This is a genomic window from Streptomyces sp. NPDC055254, assembly GCF_053606025.1.
The window spans coordinates 78,837-94,266 of record NZ_JBSGQV010000017.1; the positions used below are offsets into that span (position 1 = coordinate 78,837).

Annotated in this window: 18 protein-coding genes; 8 read left to right on the top strand and 10 right to left on the bottom strand. The window is 70.6% G+C overall.

The window, feature by feature from the left end; genetic code table 11:
• Positions 1 to 169: 169 nt before the first annotated feature.
• Both ACWFQ8_RS18495 and ACWFQ8_RS18500 read left to right on the top strand, forming a co-directional pair.
• A complete protein-coding gene (locus ACWFQ8_RS18495) occupies positions 170 to 454 on the top strand; it encodes a hypothetical protein (protein ID WP_453787300.1) in 285 nt (94 codons plus the stop codon).
• 329 nt (positions 455 to 783) lie between these two features.
• The gene (locus tag ACWFQ8_RS18500; RefSeq protein WP_453787301.1) at positions 784 to 1,248 is read left to right on the top strand and encodes a hypothetical protein; all 465 of its coding nucleotides are present in this window, start codon (positions 784 to 786) and stop codon (positions 1,246 to 1,248) included.
• A gap of 222 nt (positions 1,249 to 1,470) precedes the next feature.
• Here the strand turns inward: ACWFQ8_RS18500 and ACWFQ8_RS18505 are convergent, their stop codons facing one another.
• Complete coding sequence (locus ACWFQ8_RS18505) at positions 1,471 to 1,692, bottom strand: hypothetical protein (RefSeq protein ID WP_453787302.1); 222 nt, start codon at positions 1,690 to 1,692, stop codon at positions 1,471 to 1,473.
• Positions 1,693 to 1,886: 194 nt separating this feature from the next.
• Here ACWFQ8_RS18505 and ACWFQ8_RS18510 point away from each other — a divergent pair, with 194 nt between their 5' ends.
• Entirely contained in the window at positions 1,887 to 2,381 is a 495-nt protein-coding gene (locus ACWFQ8_RS18510; RefSeq protein WP_453787303.1) for a DUF4232 domain-containing protein, read from the top strand.
• 434 nt (positions 2,382 to 2,815) lie between these two features.
• On the opposite strand, the gene ACWFQ8_RS18515 is transcribed toward ACWFQ8_RS18510, so the two are convergent.
• Positions 2,816 to 4,714, bottom strand: a complete 1,899-nt coding sequence (locus ACWFQ8_RS18515; protein ID WP_453787304.1) for a hypothetical protein — start codon at positions 4,712 to 4,714, stop codon at positions 2,816 to 2,818.
• Positions 4,715 to 5,072: 358 nt separating this feature from the next.
• Between ACWFQ8_RS18515 and ACWFQ8_RS18520 the strand changes: the two genes are divergently transcribed.
• Positions 5,073 to 5,417 carry a hypothetical protein gene (locus tag ACWFQ8_RS18520; RefSeq protein WP_453787305.1) on the top strand — a complete coding sequence of 115 codons (345 nt, stop codon included), beginning with the start codon at positions 5,073 to 5,075 and terminating at the stop codon, positions 5,415 to 5,417.
• Positions 5,418 to 5,569: 152 nt separating this feature from the next.
• Here ACWFQ8_RS18520 and ACWFQ8_RS18525 read toward each other — a convergent pair whose 3' ends face one another.
• The 5 genes from ACWFQ8_RS18525 to ACWFQ8_RS18545 all read right to left on the bottom strand — a co-directional run bounded on the left by ACWFQ8_RS18525 (position 5,570) and on the right by ACWFQ8_RS18545 (position 9,599).
• Positions 5,570 to 6,442, bottom strand: coding sequence for an ATP-grasp domain-containing protein (locus ACWFQ8_RS18525; protein WP_453787306.1), 873 nt, complete (start codon positions 6,440 to 6,442; stop codon positions 5,570 to 5,572).
• Between the two features lie 91 nt (positions 6,443 to 6,533).
• Positions 6,534 to 6,791, bottom strand: a complete 258-nt coding sequence (locus ACWFQ8_RS18530) for a hypothetical protein (RefSeq protein ID WP_453787307.1) — start codon at positions 6,789 to 6,791, stop codon at positions 6,534 to 6,536.
• Positions 6,792 to 6,977: 186 nt separating this feature from the next.
• The gene (locus tag ACWFQ8_RS18535) at positions 6,978 to 7,823 is read right to left on the bottom strand and encodes a PaaX family transcriptional regulator C-terminal domain-containing protein (RefSeq protein WP_453787358.1); all 846 of its coding nucleotides are present in this window, start codon (positions 7,821 to 7,823) and stop codon (positions 6,978 to 6,980) included.
• A gap of 41 nt (positions 7,824 to 7,864) precedes the next feature.
• Positions 7,865 to 8,494, bottom strand: a complete 630-nt coding sequence (locus ACWFQ8_RS18540; RefSeq protein ID WP_453787308.1) for a GNAT family N-acetyltransferase — start codon at positions 8,492 to 8,494, stop codon at positions 7,865 to 7,867.
• 88 nt (positions 8,495 to 8,582) lie between these two features.
• Positions 8,583 to 9,599 (bottom strand): zinc-dependent alcohol dehydrogenase family protein, encoded by a 1,017-nt coding sequence (locus ACWFQ8_RS18545; protein WP_453787309.1) that lies wholly within the window; start codon positions 9,597 to 9,599, stop codon positions 8,583 to 8,585.
• Between the two features lie 246 nt (positions 9,600 to 9,845).
• Between ACWFQ8_RS18545 and ACWFQ8_RS18550 the strand changes: the two genes are divergently transcribed.
• Positions 9,846 to 10,730, top strand: coding sequence for a helix-turn-helix transcriptional regulator (locus tag ACWFQ8_RS18550; protein ID WP_453787359.1), 885 nt, complete (start codon positions 9,846 to 9,848; stop codon positions 10,728 to 10,730).
• 215 nt (positions 10,731 to 10,945) lie between these two features.
• On the opposite strand, the gene ACWFQ8_RS18555 is transcribed toward ACWFQ8_RS18550, so the two are convergent.
• Positions 10,946 to 11,896 (bottom strand): alpha/beta fold hydrolase, encoded by a 951-nt coding sequence (locus ACWFQ8_RS18555; protein WP_453787310.1) that lies wholly within the window; start codon positions 11,894 to 11,896, stop codon positions 10,946 to 10,948.
• A 125-nt stretch (positions 11,897 to 12,021) separates the two neighbouring features.
• On the opposite strand from ACWFQ8_RS18555, the gene ACWFQ8_RS18560 reads away from it, so the two are divergent.
• Complete coding sequence (locus tag ACWFQ8_RS18560; RefSeq protein ID WP_453787311.1) at positions 12,022 to 12,645, top strand: TetR/AcrR family transcriptional regulator; 624 nt, start codon at positions 12,022 to 12,024, stop codon at positions 12,643 to 12,645.
• 100 nt (positions 12,646 to 12,745) lie between these two features.
• On the opposite strand, the gene ACWFQ8_RS18565 is transcribed toward ACWFQ8_RS18560, so the two are convergent.
• Positions 12,746 to 13,048 (bottom strand): hypothetical protein, encoded by a 303-nt coding sequence (locus ACWFQ8_RS18565; RefSeq protein ID WP_453787312.1) that lies wholly within the window; start codon positions 13,046 to 13,048, stop codon positions 12,746 to 12,748.
• A gap of 239 nt (positions 13,049 to 13,287) precedes the next feature.
• Positions 13,288 to 13,773, bottom strand: coding sequence for a GNAT family N-acetyltransferase (locus ACWFQ8_RS18570; RefSeq protein ID WP_453787313.1), 486 nt, complete (start codon positions 13,771 to 13,773; stop codon positions 13,288 to 13,290).
• 416 nt (positions 13,774 to 14,189) lie between these two features.
• On the opposite strand from ACWFQ8_RS18570, the gene ACWFQ8_RS18575 reads away from it, so the two are divergent.
• Together ACWFQ8_RS18575 and ACWFQ8_RS18580 are read left to right on the top strand one after the other, a co-directional pair.
• A complete protein-coding gene (locus tag ACWFQ8_RS18575; RefSeq protein ID WP_453787314.1) occupies positions 14,190 to 14,324 on the top strand; it encodes a hypothetical protein in 135 nt (44 codons plus the stop codon).
• A 334-nt stretch (positions 14,325 to 14,658) separates the two neighbouring features.
• On the top strand, positions 14,659 to 15,252 hold the full coding sequence (locus ACWFQ8_RS18580) for a hypothetical protein (RefSeq protein WP_453787315.1): 594 nt from the start codon (positions 14,659 to 14,661) through the stop codon (positions 15,250 to 15,252).
• The last annotated feature ends 178 nt before the right edge of the window (positions 15,253 to 15,430 follow it).

Genomic DNA, 15,430 nt, shown 5'->3' on the forward strand with positions numbered 1-15,430 from the left:
CGGTGAGCGGGTCTTCCGGGCCGCCGGCCTGTGACCCGCACGCCGTCGCCCCGCACGTCGTCGGACAAGGCTTGACGACACGGCAGTTTCGGGCATTTATCCCCATATCCGCTAGGGCCACGTGCTAGAGATAGCGACCAGAGAACCCCGAACCAGGAGGTACACGACGATGCGCACAACTCTTCTCCGTGTGACGGCCGCGCTGGGTGCCGCGGCATTGCTGGGCATCTGCGGCGCCGGCGCGGCGAGCGCCGACGGCCTGGGGCCGGGGCACGGCGTAGGCAACGCGGGCATCGCCAACGACGGCATCGGGAACGCGGGCATCGCCAACTGGGGTCTGGGCAACGCGGGCATCGCCAACTGGGGTCTGGGCAACGCGGGCATCGCCAACACGGGCATCGGCAGCCACGGCATCGGCAACTCCGGCGTCGGCAGTTCCGGCATCGGCAACTGAGACGGGATCACGGCCTCCGCACCACGGAGTCGCACGAGCGCCCGGCTGACGCCGGGCCGGGCGACCCGGGCCGCCCGCTCCACCATCGGCCGGCCCGGGTGTGCTCCGATGCCCGGCCGATACACAAGCGGCACGGTAGAAGGCGGCCGGCGCGCCCAGGGACATCAGGACGTACTCCGACTGCCCGACGCCGAGGTGACCCGTCCGCCGGCCGGACCAGGGCGGTACCCGAGGCCTCCTTTCGCGCGGTGCGCTCGCCGACCTCGCGGTGGTGGGCGGCAACCGCCCCATCGCGCAACCGCCGCCGCCTCTCGGTTGTCACTACATGCGTGATCTTTCTCCTCGCCCTGACTGCTGTCCTGCTGCTCACCGTCGCCGGGGCGTACGCCGTTTTGGTCCCGCTCCTCCCGGACCTTCGGCGCGACAAGGGCCGGGAGTGGGCGGGTGTGGTGTGCCTGCTGATCGCCGGCACGGGTTTTTGCCTCGCGGTCGCCGCCTTTGCGGCGGGCCATCTGACCGGATTCGGAAACATGCTGGATCCGAAGGCCCTGTGCAATCCGCCAAGCTCCTTCGATGCCCCTGGAGCAGCACGGGACCGGGTACTGATCACCGTGTCCGTGCTCCCGGTATCCGTGGTCTGCGCCGACTCCCCCGGGGGCTCACACGCCACCGAGATGGTGGCCGCATGGGTCAACCCCACCATCGCGGTCGGCTCCAGTACCACCCTCCTCGGCCTGCTGCTTGCGCCCTTCGCCCCCCGTCTGCTCGCATCGGCCACACGGCGCCGGACCTGACGGCGTACGGCCCGAACACGGCCCGCCGTACGTAGCGGGTGGAACACACACCCCGGCCTGGCGTGCGGCCGCTCTCCCCGACGGCTTGCAGGTTCTCGGCATCGGCGATGTAGAGCGTGAAGCAGCGGCACCTCACGGCGAGCCGCCCCCCGACCGGCCACGGGGCCGGGCAGAGGGCGGCGCAGAACCGGACGGCAGCTCCCGGTAGGGCGGGACCGGCTGTCAGTCCCTGGCGATGGCAAGGCCGAGGAAGATCCCCACCACCAGCGCGACACTGCCGACGACCATCACCGACCACGTCCCCGCCTGAGTCGCGCCGAACGTCGAGGTCATTCCCGCCTGCGTCGCCGCCTGCGTGGCCTGCGCCCCGGCCATGGACGCCTCCTGAACAGCCAGGCCCGTCTCCAGCGTCTGAATCTTGGTCTCCAGCTCGGACTGCTCCATCGTGCGGTTCCTCTCTCACGGTGCGCCGGGCTGATCCCGGCATCACCGTCCATCGCTTCCCCACCGCGCGGACACAGCCGCGCCGCCCGCGCGCGGTGCACTCGTTTGCCGACGACAGGCCCCGGGGGCCGACCACGTCACGAAGCCGGCCGGTGGCCCGGGGAGTGGCCCGGTGGTCGGCGTAGGGTCGCCGGATGAGCCAACAGTGGTGGGGAAGGCGATTCGGTGCGGTGGTGGGGGCTGTGGCCCTGGTGGGGGTGTTGACGGGGTGCGACGCCTTGGCCGAGGAGCTGGGGGAGGCGTATCCGTCGGCGGAGCCGGTGCCCTGTCCCGAGGGCGGGGTGCGGCTGCTGGAGGGCGAGGGGAACGCGGCGATGGGTCTGCGGGTGGCCGATGTTCAGCTCCTGAACTGCGGTGCGGGAGTGTACGAGTTGGAGGGCCACCCGGAGGTCCGGCTGCTGGACCGCGAGGGGCGGCCGGTGGAGGTGTCCGTCGCACCGGGGAACAACGGGGTGACGGGGACGGGTGAGGATGCCGGGGGCGGCGCTCCGCCGCAGAGGGTGGTGCTGCGGCCGGGGCAGGCGGCTTCGACGGGGCTGGTGTGGCGCAACCTGGTGACGGACGGGACCGCGCGGGCGGCCGAGGGTTGGGTGCTGAGGTCGTACCCAAGCCGGGGGCGCCCCGGCTGACGCTGGAGCTGGAGCACCCGGTGGACCTCGGGAACACGGGCCGCATGGGGGTGAGCCCGTGGCGGTCGGCCCTCGGCCCGACCGCCGACCGTCCCGGCCCCTCGACCCGGCCGTGACCCGCCGGGTACCCGTCCCCTCCCTCGGTCTGCGACGGCCGGGCACGGCCGCAGGCCTTCACGTCACAGACGGCCGGGCGGGTGACGCACCGGCTGTTTGGAGACGGTGATGTCCCACATCCGCGCGCCCGGAGCCGGCCTGGGCAGGCCCCGGACCTCTGGCCGACCGTGCAGGACCCGCGTCGCGGGGCATCCGGTACATCGCGGCCGGTGCGCGGGCCGCCGCCCGGGCGCGGTCGCGCCCTTCGAGCTGGTGAGGGCCGTGCCGCCGGCCGACCGGCTGCGCCGGCCGGTTTCACCAGAGCCGTCGATGCCGCGTCAGTCCGCGACGACGAGCGCGCGGACAGGGCCTCCGATCCGGAGCCGAGCCGCTCCGTCGCGCTCCCATACCGCCGAGCGGTCCTTGTCCAGCAGGTACAGGCGCTCCCCGCGCACCCCGACCGCCGCCCCGGCATCGGCGACGCGGGACCAGGTGCCCGCCCGGTAGCGCCACAGGCCGTCGTCGGCCTCGTTGACGGCGTACAGCTCCGAGGAACTCGCGTACAGGGCGCCCGCCGGACCGCCGACCGGGCTCCACACACCCGCTTCACCACTCCACCGGAACACCGCGTTCCGCTCAGGGTTGAGCCCGTACAGGTGTTGGTCGGTCACGACGAAGTCGGCGCCCGCGGTCCCGGCGAACGACCACGCTTCGCCCTCTCCCCCGTAGGCGAAGATCCGGCCGTCCACCGGGTCGGTGGCGAACAGTCCCGCTCCCCCGCCGTAGAGACGTCCTGCCGGGCCGCCGACCCGCGTCCAGGTGCCGTGCGCCCGGTCCCACCGTTGTACTGCACTGCGGTCCTGGGCCAGCCGGTACAGGTTCGGGCCGCTGGTCGCGAAGTCGGCGGCGCGCCCGCTGACGGTTCGCCAACGGCCGGGGACACCGCTGTAGCCGCGCAAATCGCCTGTCTGCGGATCGGTGGCGAAGACCCCGGCCGGACCGACGTAGAGCTTTGCCGCCGGGCCGCCGATCCTCACCCACGCCGTGCCGGCGCCGCTCCACTGGATCACCGCGGCGCCGTCTTCCGCGATCGCGTACACGCCGCTGCCGGTCGGGGCCGGGACGTCGGCGGGTCCGCCGGGTACGTTCGGCTCTTCGTCCGGGAGGCGGGGACCCAGCACTCCTGGAGAGGGGGACGAGGACGGCTGGGCGGGAGGGGCGGCGGCGGACCGGGCTGGGGAAGGGGTGCCGGGAGGCTCGGTGTTCCCCGACGCCGGCGGAGCGGCCGGGGGCGGCGAACCGGCCGGGGGCGTCTGCGGGCCGGATTCCGGCCGGAGGGCCGTCGCCGGTTCGGCCACCGAGGGGGCGGACCACTGCCGGAGCGGATCCATGGAGGTGGCAGGCACCGCCACAGCCATGACGACCGCGGTGAACAGTAATATCCGGCACAGCCGTCGCCGGCCACGGCTCCCGCGGAGGGTGCGGGAGCGGGAGGGGAGGACCGGCGGCCTCCGGCTCCGCCGGTCAGCCGGCAGGGGGGACTCCCGCCGTACCAACACTCCCCCGGCCGGCGCGGGATACGGCTGCCGCAGGTCCCGGACCTCCTCGCGCAACCGGCTGACCCGCTGCCTGCGGACCTCCACTTCGGCGCCGACCCGGGCCATGTCCTCCTGGAGTTCGCACAGGGCCGGAGGGCGGGGTGCCCATAGGACGACTGCCGTTCCCGGCACCCGGGCGCCACGGTCGGGGGACGACCCGTCCTCCTGCGGGGGCGCGTCCGCAGCGGGTCCGGCGCTGGTGACCGGCCCGTGTTCGGCCCGGGCGATGGCGTCGTCCAGTTCCTTCTGGAGCCTGGCCGACAGGCGCACGAGGGCGCGCAGCGCCTCCTCCGACCGGGCGAGTTCGGCGTCGGCCTGCCGCTGGGCCCGCTGCAGCATCTCCCACGTCTCGGGAGCGACGGGGCGTCCGTCGCCCGATCGTGCCCTGCCCTTCTCGGCCGCGCAGGCGGCGGCGTGCAGGTCCCTGGCGCGGGCCCACAGCTCGGCGCGGCCCCTTTCATCGCGGACCCGGCCGAGTACCACCCGTTTCAAGAGATCCAACGGAACGATCTTCGCCCCGGAGCGGTAGTCGCTCCAGCTGGTCTTTCCCGCCCCGTACGACTTCGCCAGTTCCCGCACCGTATGGCCTTCCGTCATGCCGCGCAGGAATACCGCCAGCGCATTCGCCTGGACGGTCACCCCTTTCGGTTCACCTTGCAGACGTCCCGCCCTGCCCATCCGTGACGCTCCTTTGTATGCGCGGGGCAATGCAGCCTCCTGCCCGCCCCGTTCCGGTCGACGTCCCAGCAGAGCAGGCGATCCGTCGAAGTCTCCAGCAGTTGTCGGACAACCTGGCGGCTGTGACTCGATTCAGCACGGCGCATCCGGCGCTGGACGACAACGGATGGCTCCTTGTCCGCCGGACAATCCAGATTGTCCGCGGCTGATCTGCGATTTTCCCCCTTTTCATGGACGGACAACCGGGCCGTCCGGAATCTGGGAACCCGGTGGGGGCCACCCGCCGAGCCCATGAGAAACCTGCAGAAGGAGACGCACCATGCGAAAGAGGATCGTTCTGCTCGCGGTCGCCACCGCGGCGGTCACCGTCATGTCCACCGCGACCTCGTCCAGCGCCGACGTCCGTGTCATCAAGGGTGCCTACGTGTACTACGACCCGTCCCGGAACATGTTCGGCATCGGCGACACCGAGGCCGACGGCCGCACTCCGTACCTGGACCTCAGGGTCAACGGTGGCCCTACCAGGACGTTCGCGAACCACAACGGCAACGGAACCTGGCGCGACGTGTACTCCAACGAGACCGGCATCCGCGACGGCAACATGCTCGCCTGGCAGGTCCGGGTCGGTGGCGTGTCGTCCGGCTGGGTCGCCGAGAGCGCCTGAGCCGGCCCGGGAACCTCGCAGAGGCCGCGGCAGCTACCGGTGGTCCGGTAGCTGCCGCGGCTTCACCGCCTCACGCGGTCCACTCCGACGGCAGGACAACCCACCGGCCGGCGGGCCGCTGTTCATCACGGAGGACATCATGCCGTCGAGCCCTACCGCGGGCGTGGGGTGGTGGCCGCTGAGAGCAGGAAGTCAGCGAAGTGCTCGGTCAGTGGCTCCCCCGTCAGGGGCTCGAGGAACAGGAACTGGCCTTGGGGGTTCACCTCAAGCCATACCGGCTCACCCTCTGGTGTCATCTTGAGATCGACTACGCCCATGCGCAGTCCCAGTCGGCCCAGCACCGTGCCCACTTTTCGACGGAGGTCTTCGGGGACGGGCCAGGGGGACATGGGGACGTTGAGGTCAGGGCGCCAGTCGAGTGCATCGGTCTCGATGAGGGCGGCATACATCTGCTCGCCGAAGCAGTTGAGTCTGATGTGCCGGCGGCCCTTGATGTACTCCTGATACATGGCTGGGCATACCTCGAAGGACGACGCCGGGATGGCTTCCGGGGCATCCAGCCAGCGTGTGTAGAGCGCAGGGCCGCGAGCGCCGACGACTGGTTTGACGATAGTTCGTTCGACGCGTCGCGAGAACGCGATGACGTCTTCGCGCGACTGCGAGACGAGGGTCCGGGGCACTCGGAACCCGGCCTCTCGCGCCACGCTCAGCTGGTAGAGCTTGTCGGCGGCCTGGTCGGTTGCCTGAGGCGGTGAGATCCACTGGCCTCGAAAGGTGGCGGCGAGGACTCCGCCCAGTGCGCCGCGGCAGTCGTTGTTGACGAGGCTGCGCTCGTGAGCGCTACCCGCGTGCGCGGTGATCTCCTGGTCCATCTTGGGCCGACGCCACCACAACAGCTCCGCTTCCTCGACCGCGATCTTGATATTTTCTGACGTGAGGAAGGCCGCGGCAGGGGCTCCGGTCTCTTCCCCGCTGTGCGAGTTCCAGGAAACTCCCTCTCTGCCGCTGACGTTGTCGGACTCCACGATATGAAAGTCGTGGGACCCCCTGGCACGCACTGCGTGTTGGACGGCGAGAGCGTGGAGATCGTCGCGGTGGGAGACGGCTACTATCACGTCAGTGCATGCCGGAGTCGTCGCTGTTACATGCATTTCCGAAATTCGACCCCGTCTCGCAGGCAACCCCCGCGAGGTTGTCGGCGACGATTTCGAGGCCGGTGGTCAGCCGCACGTTGGCTTCCCAGGCCCGAAGTTGTTCAGGGGTCCGCATGGGGACGAAGGAGTTTGCCTGAACGCTGAGGACAACGGGGGGAGGCATCTTTACGAGACCTTCCACATCGTCATCCAGCGGATCACCGATCTTGAATTCTGGCATGCTTCTCACCTCGGATCAGTACCCGATGTGCGCTGACACTCTTCTCCATCCAAACACGGATGGGTCTTTGGCGCCCCACGGCGTGGTCTCCGATCGTGAAGCGGCCCCGACTCCGGGCCTCCTGTCGGCGTACCCGAACGTGCACGGGTCGGTACGAATCAAAGTGCACGGCCTGCTGTCCCGCCTTCAGCGCCCGGCCCGGTCCGCCGCCTCTCGGGTGATGTCGGCGTAGAGGCGGAAGAGGGTGGGGCGGGCTTCGCCGCCGTCTCGTTCGCGCAGAGCCGCCCAGCACCGGGCTACGAGTTCCCGGGCCTGGGTGCCGGGCCAGGGCTGGGGCAGGAGCTGGGGCGGCAAGAGCGGGTCGGGCTCCATGGCGCGGGTGAGTTCGGCGGCCAGCTCGACCGCGATGGTCAGGAGTGCGGACGGGGAGAGTCCGGCGGGGTCGGTGAGCCGGGCGAGACGGGGCCGGGCGATACGGCTGAGGCGGTGGTAGCGATCGGCGATCTCCTGCAGGAACCACAGGCGGCGGGCGAGTTCGGCAGGCTCTCGGGTGTCGCCCTTGCGCAGGTCTGTCGTGGTGAGGAGGGCCAGCGCGTCATGGGCGCCGAGGCGGTGGGCCGCTTCTTCTACGTACGGTTCCCAGGCGTTCGCGCTGACGTACAGTCCGCCCTGGAGCGGGGCGCCTCCGAGGTGGACGAGCGTCTCACGCAGGGCGTCTCGGGCCGTGCGCGCCGATTCGGGCACCGCGAAGGCGGCCAAGTGCCAGACACCGTCCCAGGGTGCGAGCCCGGCGTCTTGCCGGAAGGCGTGCCGGAGGAAGTCCGCGTTGGGGGCCAGGGCACGCGTGGTGTCCGCGGTGGCGTGCAGCTCGGCCTTGCGGCCACGGCCCTCGTGCGTGAACCGGCCTTCGGCCACGAGGCGTTTGACGCACAGCCGCACCTGCTGGTCGCTCATGCCCAGGGTATTGGCGACGGTGTACAGCTCGCCCGCGCCGACGGTACCGTCCTCGCGGATCAGGGCGTGGACGAGCATGCGGGTGGGGACCTCGACGTGGTCGGTCTCGGCGCTCACAGTTATCGCGCCCCTCTCGTCGCGACGGCGCGACGCATGGTGGTCACCGCTGCGAACCCCAGCAGCCCGCGCAGGTAGGGCGTGGGCTCGGTGCGCACGGCCGTGAAGCCGCGCCGCTCGTACAGGGCCCTGGCCCGCGGATTGGTGTCGATCACATCCAGTCTGATCTCCCGGCAGTGCTGCTCCGCCGCGACGGCGGCCACTTCCTCGATGAGCAGGCTCCCGACGCCACGGCCGCGCATGGCCGGGTCCACGGCGATGCCGTCCATGACGAGCTGTCCGGGGGCCGGGTGGCGTTCGAACAGGGCGAGGAGCAGGAGCCTGTGCAGTCCTCGCAGGTGTCCGTACACGCGCAGCACGGCGGAGGCCGATCCCCCGGTGAGGGCACGGCCGTCGAGCTGGTAGCCGGCGAGGCCGACGAGCTGCCCGTCGAGGAGCGCGCACACCGCGCGATCGGCGTTCAGGTGGGCGGCGAGGAAGGGCACCGCCTTGTCCGGCGGGTTCAGCGCGGGGCCGAGTTTGCGGCCGAAAGCGTCCCAGTACAGCTCGGCCGCCCGCCGCTCGGCGCCGGCCGGAACGCCCCGCCGGACCGTCACCGGTCCCGTACCGGTGTCCGTCGCGTCCAGTCCCATCCCGTTCTCCTTCTTCTCGCCGCAAGCCCTCACTCCGAAACTATCACTTCCCTGACGACCGTGCTTGCAGTGATAGAAGAGGGGCGGGTCAGGGGGTGAGAAGGGTCTTGATGGCGCGGCGCTCGTCCATGGCCTTGTAGCCCTCGGCGACCTGCTCCAGGGGCAGGGTGAGGTCGAAGACCCTGCCCGGGTCGATCCGGCCCGCAAGGACGCGGGCGATCAGGTCGGGCAGGTAGCGGCGTACGGGGGCGGGGCCGCCGCGCAGACCGACGTGGGAGAAGAACAGCTCCTGCCCGTCGACGGCGACCTCGTGGGGGACGCCGACGAAGCCGACGCTGCCGCCGGGCCGGGCCGAGTGCAGGGCCTGCCGCATCGCCTCGGCGGTGCCGACGCACTCCAGCACGCTGTCGGCGCCGATCCCGCCGGTCATCTCCTTGATCCGGGCGACACCCTCCTCGCCGCGTTCGGTGACGATGTCGGTGGCACCGAACGCGCGCGCCAGCTTCTGCCGGGACTCGTGGCGGGACATGGCGATGATGCGTTCCGCGCCCAGCTCCTTCGCCGCGATCACCCCGCACAGGCCCACCGCGCCGTCGCCGACCACAACGGCGGTGGAGCCGGGCTCGACCTCGGCTGCGTCGGCGGCCCACCAGCCGGTGCCCATGACGTCGGAGACGGCCAGCAGACCGGGCCAGAACTCCTCGCCCGGCACCTCGTCGGTGGCGACCAGGGTGCCCTGGGCGTTGGGGATGCGGACGTAGTCGGCCTGGCAGGTGCTCATGAACTCGCGGTGCAGGCAGTTCGACGGGAAGCCGTTGCGACAGTTCGGGCAGGTGTTGTCGCTGGTGGCGAAGGAGCCGACGACGAACTGGCCCGGCCGGACGGAGGTGACCTCGGATCCGACCTCCTCCACGAAGCCGACGTACTCGTGGCCCATCGGGTGCGGGTCGCCGATCGACTCCAGACCGCGGAAGGGCCACAGGTCCGAGCCGCACACGCAGGTTGCGGCCGTACGGATGACCGCGTCGGTCGGCTGGAGGATCTTCGGATCCTCCAGGGTCTCGAAGCGCACATCACCGGGGGCGTAGATCACTGCTCCGCGCATCAGAGTCCTCACGTACGAGGGGACCGGGCCGCCTGAGGCGGCCCGCGTACTGGCACTCCCGGGCGGAGACGGCGCCGCGTACCCCGCCACGGGACCGTGACGTCCTTCCCTGCCTTCGGGTCCGGTGGGAAAGCGCCACGTCATCCAGGTAACCCGCGCTTCGCGCGGACAGCGAGTCACTGACGGGGGGTGTACCGGCAGTACATCCCTGGGGCGGTGCGTTGCACGTACCGTCGAGGGGTGGACATGCAGCGAGAGGCGCGCGAGTTCCTCACCTCGCGGCGAGCCAAGATCACCCCCGAGCAGGCGGGACTACCCGCCGGCACCCGGCGCCGCGTCCCCGGCCTGCGCAGGAGCGAGGTCGCGGCGCTGGCCGACGTCAGCGTCGAGTACTACGCCAAGCTGGAGCGCGGCAACCTGGCCGGCGTCTCACCGGCCGTCCTCGAAGCCGTCGCCCGCGCCCTGCGGCTCGACGACGCCGAGCGTGCCCACCTGCTCCACCTGGCCCGGGCTGCTGATGGTTCCGACGCCCTCACCCGGCCCCGCCGACGGTCCACCAAGGACCGGTGGAAGCCGCACCGCAGCCTTCAGTGGACGCTCGACGCCATCACCGCAGGTCCCGCGTTCGTTCGCAACGGGCGCATGGACATACTCGCCGCCAACCGGCTCGCCCGCGCCTTCTACAGCGACGTCTACGCCGCACCCGGCAACCAGTCGAACCTGGCCCGCTTCAACTTCCTCGACCCCGCCTCCCGCCGCTTCTACCCCGACTGGGAACTCTTCGCGGACGTCGCCGTGGCCATCCTGCGCACCGAGGCCGGCCGGAACCCCTACGACAAGGAACTCCACGACCTCGTCGGTGAGCTCTCCACTCGCAGCGACGCTTTCCGCACCCGCTGGGGCGCCCACAACGTCCGCCACCACGGCACCGGCACCAAACGCTTCTACCACCAGGCCGTCGGCGACCTCACCCTCGCCTTCGAGGGCCTGGAGATGGCCGCCGAACCCGGCCTCACCCTCACCATTTACACCGCCGAACCCGGCTCGCCCTCCGACGAAGGCCTGCGCCTACTCGCCTCCTGGGCCGCCACGCCCCGGACCCCCGCGCCCGCACCGCACTCCGGCGACTGACGTCCTCGGCCGCCGGCATGAACCCGTTGGGCCGCACATGCAGACAGCGGGTCAGAGCCTCGGCCGCCATCCGAACGCCGCGAACCCGAAGCAATCACGTGCTCGACGTCCCGCACACCCAGCGCCTCGCCCTGCGCACCCGGGCGGACTGCTCGGTCCATCACTTCGGTCATGCGCTGCCGGACGGTCCGCGAGGAGTTGCGGCGGCCTCCCGACTACGCGTCCGCGGCGCCCCGGTTCGCCGCCCGGTCGCGGGAGTCGACGTCCTCCATGAAGCCCAGCATCCGGGCGTTGACCAGCTCGGGGTGGTCGATCTGCGGGCCGTGGCCGGTGGCGGCGAGGATTTCGGCGCGGGCCCCGGCGATCAGGCGCGGCACCCGCTCCAGTTGCCGCTTCGGGTGTACGAGCAGGCTGTGCTTGCCCATGATGACGTAGAGCGGCGTCCGGATGGACCGCAGCGCGTCCTCGGCGAGCGGCAGGGGTGCGGGGCGGCGGATCCGGAACGCCCGGGCACCGAGCTGGATCCACTTGCGCATCTCGGGGACGACCAGGACCGGCTGGTTGAGCCAGGCGGCGAGGCGCGGACGCAGGGCCTTGGGGGCGAAGCTGGCGAACAGGCTGACGAACACCCAGGCGAAGAAGCGCAGACCCACCTTCTCCAGGCCGCCGGGGTCGAGGGCGGTGACCGAGGCGAGCCGTCCGGGCCGGCGGTGGGCCTGGTTGAGCACCAGCCAGCCACCGTAGGAGGAGCCGACGAGGTGGACCCGGTCGAGGCCGAGTGCGCCGAGGGCCTCGTCCATCCACTGGGCCGCGCGCTCGGGCTGCCACATGGGCTCGCGGTGGACGCTGCGGCCTGCGTCGCCGGGGGTGTCGAGGGCGTAGACGGGGCGGTCGAGGCTGAGCCCGGGGGTGTTGGGGTACCACATGGCGGAGCAGTAGGCCGCGCCGTGGATCAGGACGATCGGGGTACGGGATTCGGATGCGGGGTCGCTCGGGCCGTACCGGTAGACGTGGGTGGTGCCGAAGCTCGTCTCGACGTCCGTCTCGGAGCGGACGGGCGCTCCCATCGCGTAGAGGACATCGCTGGCGGCGAAGTAGCGGTCGCGGAGCTTGTCGTTGACGTAGCGGCCGACGTCGCGGCGTACTCGGGTCGTGTTCTCGGGCACGGGGCACCTCCGGAAGGATCCATCTTCGTGATACGACCGTACCATCTTGCTGGTACGGCGGTATCATGAAGAGGTCCGGAACGGCCGGACCTCGAACTCACCCCGGACAGGCGGAGGCACGGCACATGCCGAAGCGCGTGGACCACGAGGAACGGCGCACCCAGATCGCCGAGGCCCTGATCCAGGTCGCCGGGCGGCGCGGACTGCACGCCGTCGGCATGCGCGATGTCGCGGCCGAGGCGGGAGTGTCCCTGCGGCTCGTGCAGTACTACTTCCAGACCAAGGAGAAGCTGCTCTTCTACGGACTCCAGCACCTGACCGACCGCTTCACCGCACGAGTGGGCGCCCGCCTCGCCGCCACCGGCCCGGACCCGGGTCCGCGAGCGACCGTCACGGCGCTGCTCCTGGCCTCCCTCCCCACAGACGAGGAGAGCCGTACCTTCCACCTCCTGTACAGCTCCTACGCGATCCTCTCCGTCACCGACGAAGCACTCGCCGCCCAGCCCTTCATCGACAGCCCCGACGCCGCCGAGAACGCGCTGACCGGACTGCTTCAGCAGGCACAGAAGACCGGCCTGGCCGACACCGGCATCGACGCGCGCACAGAAGCGATCAGCCTGCTCGCCATGACGGCGACCATGGGCACCAGCATCCTCGTCGGCCAACGGACGCCGGAGTCGGCCGTCGCGGTACTCCACCACCACCTCGACCGGATCTTCGACGCCGGCCGGACTCCACCGCCCGCATAGGGGTCGGTCCAGGACCTGGTCGGCCCAGCGGCGCCCGGGGGCTTACGGCGGCACCGAGGTCCGGCTCGGTCCGCGCAGCCGGCCTCCCTCGCCGGGGGGGTCAGTCGTCGTAGTGGTCCCGACTGCCGGACTTGGCCAGTCCTCGGCTGATCATGTAGCCGAAGGTGAGGACCACGATGTACAGCCAGGCACGGTCGGCACGGAAGTAGTCGAGGTGGCCCTCTTCGGTCCCTACGACCATGGAGGCGATCAGGACCGCGATCACGCAGGCGATGTAGACGAAGAACTCCGTCGTCTTCAGGGCCGACTTCGTTTCGGTAGCCGGCCGCCGGGTCCCGTGGCCCGACACGTCCGCACCGCCGGCGTGGTGGCCAGGGGTGCCGGAAAGGTTCGCAGAGCTCATTGGAGATGTCCCCTCTGTTGCACGAAGCCCGTGGTGCACTCCCACAGGTCGGGATCACGCCAAGATCAACGTCGTCCCATAGGGACGACTACCCCAAAAGGGACGAAAAAACATCCATGAGCGGGACGGAGTGGGCCGGCCACCCGGGCCGCCGAAGGGGGCGCCGAGGCTGCGGCGGCGGCCCGCCGCCGCAACCCTCGAACGAGAGCCGGCCCGCCTCGGGGGCCCGGGCCGGCAGCTCAGGCGGCCGCCCGGCCTGCGCTCAACGCGGCAACGACCTCGTCGTCCTCGCTCTCCCCGGTGGGGGTGAAGCCGATCGACTCGTACAGGCGCGCGGCCGACGTGTTGTCCGGATGGTAGGAGAGGCAGACCTCTCGACAGTCGGGGCGCTCCGACAGCCACCGCGCCAAAGCGCGGACCGCGGCACGGCCCACACCTTTGCCCTGCTCGGAGGCGTCGACGACCATGCCGCCGATCCAGTGCCTGCCGTCGTCGTCGTAGGCCCACATCACATGGCCGACCACCGCGTCATCGGCCATCACGGCCAGCGAGTTCCAGTCCCCGCCACGCCAGGAGAGCAGCAGATAGCGGGCCGCCAGGGCTGCGACGAAACGGCGCTGGTCATCCTGGGGCGCGATGTCGGCAACGGCCCGCCAGTTGTCGTCCGTCACCCCGGCCAGGCGTATCGCCCGGCCCTCGCGGTCCGTGGAACCGTACTCGATCATGTTGCCCGCTTCGCCTGTAGCGCCCAAGGGTTCTGCTCGACCGCCTCGCTCGCGAACGCTTCACGCGGCCGGAGATCTTGAGGAGATCGTAGACGGCCTCCCTTCAACTGCCCACCTCCGAGGACGCGGTGAAGTGCCGCGCGAGCCAGGGCAGGCAAGGAGGCCGGCGGCGTCCATACGGGGGCCGGTTCCGCGACTCGCCGTAGTGCTCCCTCGCCGTAGTGCTCCCTCAAGGGCACTGGTGCCCGGCTCGGGCGGTGCGGTTACCCATGACGGTGGGGATGCCGGCGGTGGCCCGGGTCAGGCGTTCCTCGCGCTCGCCGGAGCGCCGTCCTCCCCCGCGCAGACGCCTCGGCCCTGGTTCGTCAGTTGTGCTGTGCGTACCAGTGCCCCACGCGAAGGCAGGACTCACGCGGATGAACATCACCCGCACCCTCACCCGAGCCGCGATCGCGGCCGCGTTGGCCACCGCGCTCGGCAGCGGCTTCACGGCGACCGCCGGCGCCGCCCACCCGCCGACCAGCCCAAGTAGCCGTGAGTACCTGTTTTGATCCCATAAAGACCGTGTCCTATGTGGTGAGGCAGGCGACTGAATGGCACCCTGACCGATATAGGCGGCCCCTTCGGCGACTTCGTCTCCACTGCCACCAGCATTCTGCCGACGTCCTGTAACAGCCCGACTGGTGTCGCGGACGCGTTGGACCGTGCGACTCCCAGGAACGGGCGCCAGGGATGCCAAGGGTTCCCCCGCACCCGCGGTGGGTGCGTCATCCCTTCGCCAATCAGGGCGTGTTGCAGCTAAATAGCCACTCATTCCACGTAATGTCTCAAATCTGACGTTTAATTCGTCAGAGATGACACTGAATTGGGCGAAAAGGAGATGATGTGCGCAAGCTTCGCGAGGCTGCCCTCGTGGTTGCCGTGGTCGGAAGTATCAGCGTGTTCGGAGCCGGTGGTGCATCCGCCGATCCCCACGGCGGCGGGGACACCGACCGGGGCACGAGCCTGGTCCAGTGCGATCAGCGCTCTGAGGTCACGCACGTGACGCACCAGAACGGCCTCATCAATGGCCCGCTCCTCGGTAGCGGCCCGGCGACCGCAACGTCTCCCCAGCAGATCTGCAGCGGGAAGGACAGTCTGGGCCAAAACAGTGCCTCCGCCAGGTCAGGCGGCCTCCTCAGCCTCCTCGACGGAGGAGCGGAACCAGGTCCGGATGCCGTTCTCACCACCGTCCAGGTGGAGGGAACGCCGGTAGTAGCTGAGGGCGGCGGCGGCACAGCGACATCCACCGCGACGTGCCCCGCCGGAACCGTCGTCACGGGCGGCGGGTTCGTCGCCGCTGCGACGCCACCCAACCCGGATGTCGAGTACGTCGTCCTCGAGAACCAGAGGGGCCCGGGCAACTCATGGCAAGTGACCATCGAAGGCTTTGAGGACACCACCTTCTACGCCGTCGCGGAATGCGCCTCATTGAGCTGATCCTGGCCGGGCCGGGCCGCCACAGTCCTGGACCTCGGTTTCGGGCGGCTACCCGAAACGTTGGGCAGCCGCCGGTCACCGTCGTGGCTCTGTACACGTCGAAGAGCAGCGTTTCGACAGCAGGCCACGGAGCCTCTCGTTGGTGCTGTATTTGAGGCCGATGTCTTCCGCGAGCCGT

What these genes read in the sequence shown, in the direction of transcription:
- ACWFQ8_RS18495 (WP_453787300.1), top strand. Translation starts at nt 170, where the DNA reads ATGCGCACAACTCTTCTCCGTGTGACGGCCGCGCTGGGTGCCGCGGCA.
- ACWFQ8_RS18505 (WP_453787302.1), bottom strand. Translation starts at nt 1,692, where the DNA reads ATGGAGCAGTCCGAGCTGGAGACCAAGATTCAGACGCTGGAGACGGGC.
- ACWFQ8_RS18510 (WP_453787303.1), top strand. Translation starts at nt 1,887, where the DNA reads ATGAGCCAACAGTGGTGGGGAAGGCGATTCGGTGCGGTGGTGGGGGCT.
- ACWFQ8_RS18520 (WP_453787305.1), top strand. Translation starts at nt 5,073, where the DNA reads ATGCGAAAGAGGATCGTTCTGCTCGCGGTCGCCACCGCGGCGGTCACC.
- ACWFQ8_RS18530 (WP_453787307.1), bottom strand. Translation starts at nt 6,791, where the DNA reads ATGCCAGAATTCAAGATCGGTGATCCGCTGGATGACGATGTGGAAGGT.
- ACWFQ8_RS18535 (WP_453787358.1), bottom strand. Translation starts at nt 7,823, where the DNA reads ATGCTCGTCCACGCCCTGATCCGCGAGGACGGTACCGTCGGCGCGGGC.
- ACWFQ8_RS18540 (WP_453787308.1), bottom strand. Translation starts at nt 8,494, where the DNA reads ATGGGACTGGACGCGACGGACACCGGTACGGGACCGGTGACGGTCCGG.
- ACWFQ8_RS18545 (WP_453787309.1), bottom strand. Translation starts at nt 9,599, where the DNA reads ATGCGCGGAGCAGTGATCTACGCCCCCGGTGATGTGCGCTTCGAGACC.
- ACWFQ8_RS18550 (WP_453787359.1), top strand. Translation starts at nt 9,846, where the DNA reads ATGCAGCGAGAGGCGCGCGAGTTCCTCACCTCGCGGCGAGCCAAGATC.
- ACWFQ8_RS18560 (WP_453787311.1), top strand. Translation starts at nt 12,022, where the DNA reads ATGCCGAAGCGCGTGGACCACGAGGAACGGCGCACCCAGATCGCCGAG.
- ACWFQ8_RS18565 (WP_453787312.1), bottom strand. Translation starts at nt 13,048, where the DNA reads ATGAGCTCTGCGAACCTTTCCGGCACCCCTGGCCACCACGCCGGCGGT.
- ACWFQ8_RS18570 (WP_453787313.1), bottom strand. Translation starts at nt 13,773, where the DNA reads ATGATCGAGTACGGTTCCACGGACCGCGAGGGCCGGGCGATACGCCTG.
- ACWFQ8_RS18575 (WP_453787314.1), top strand. Translation starts at nt 14,190, where the DNA reads ATGAACATCACCCGCACCCTCACCCGAGCCGCGATCGCGGCCGCGTTG.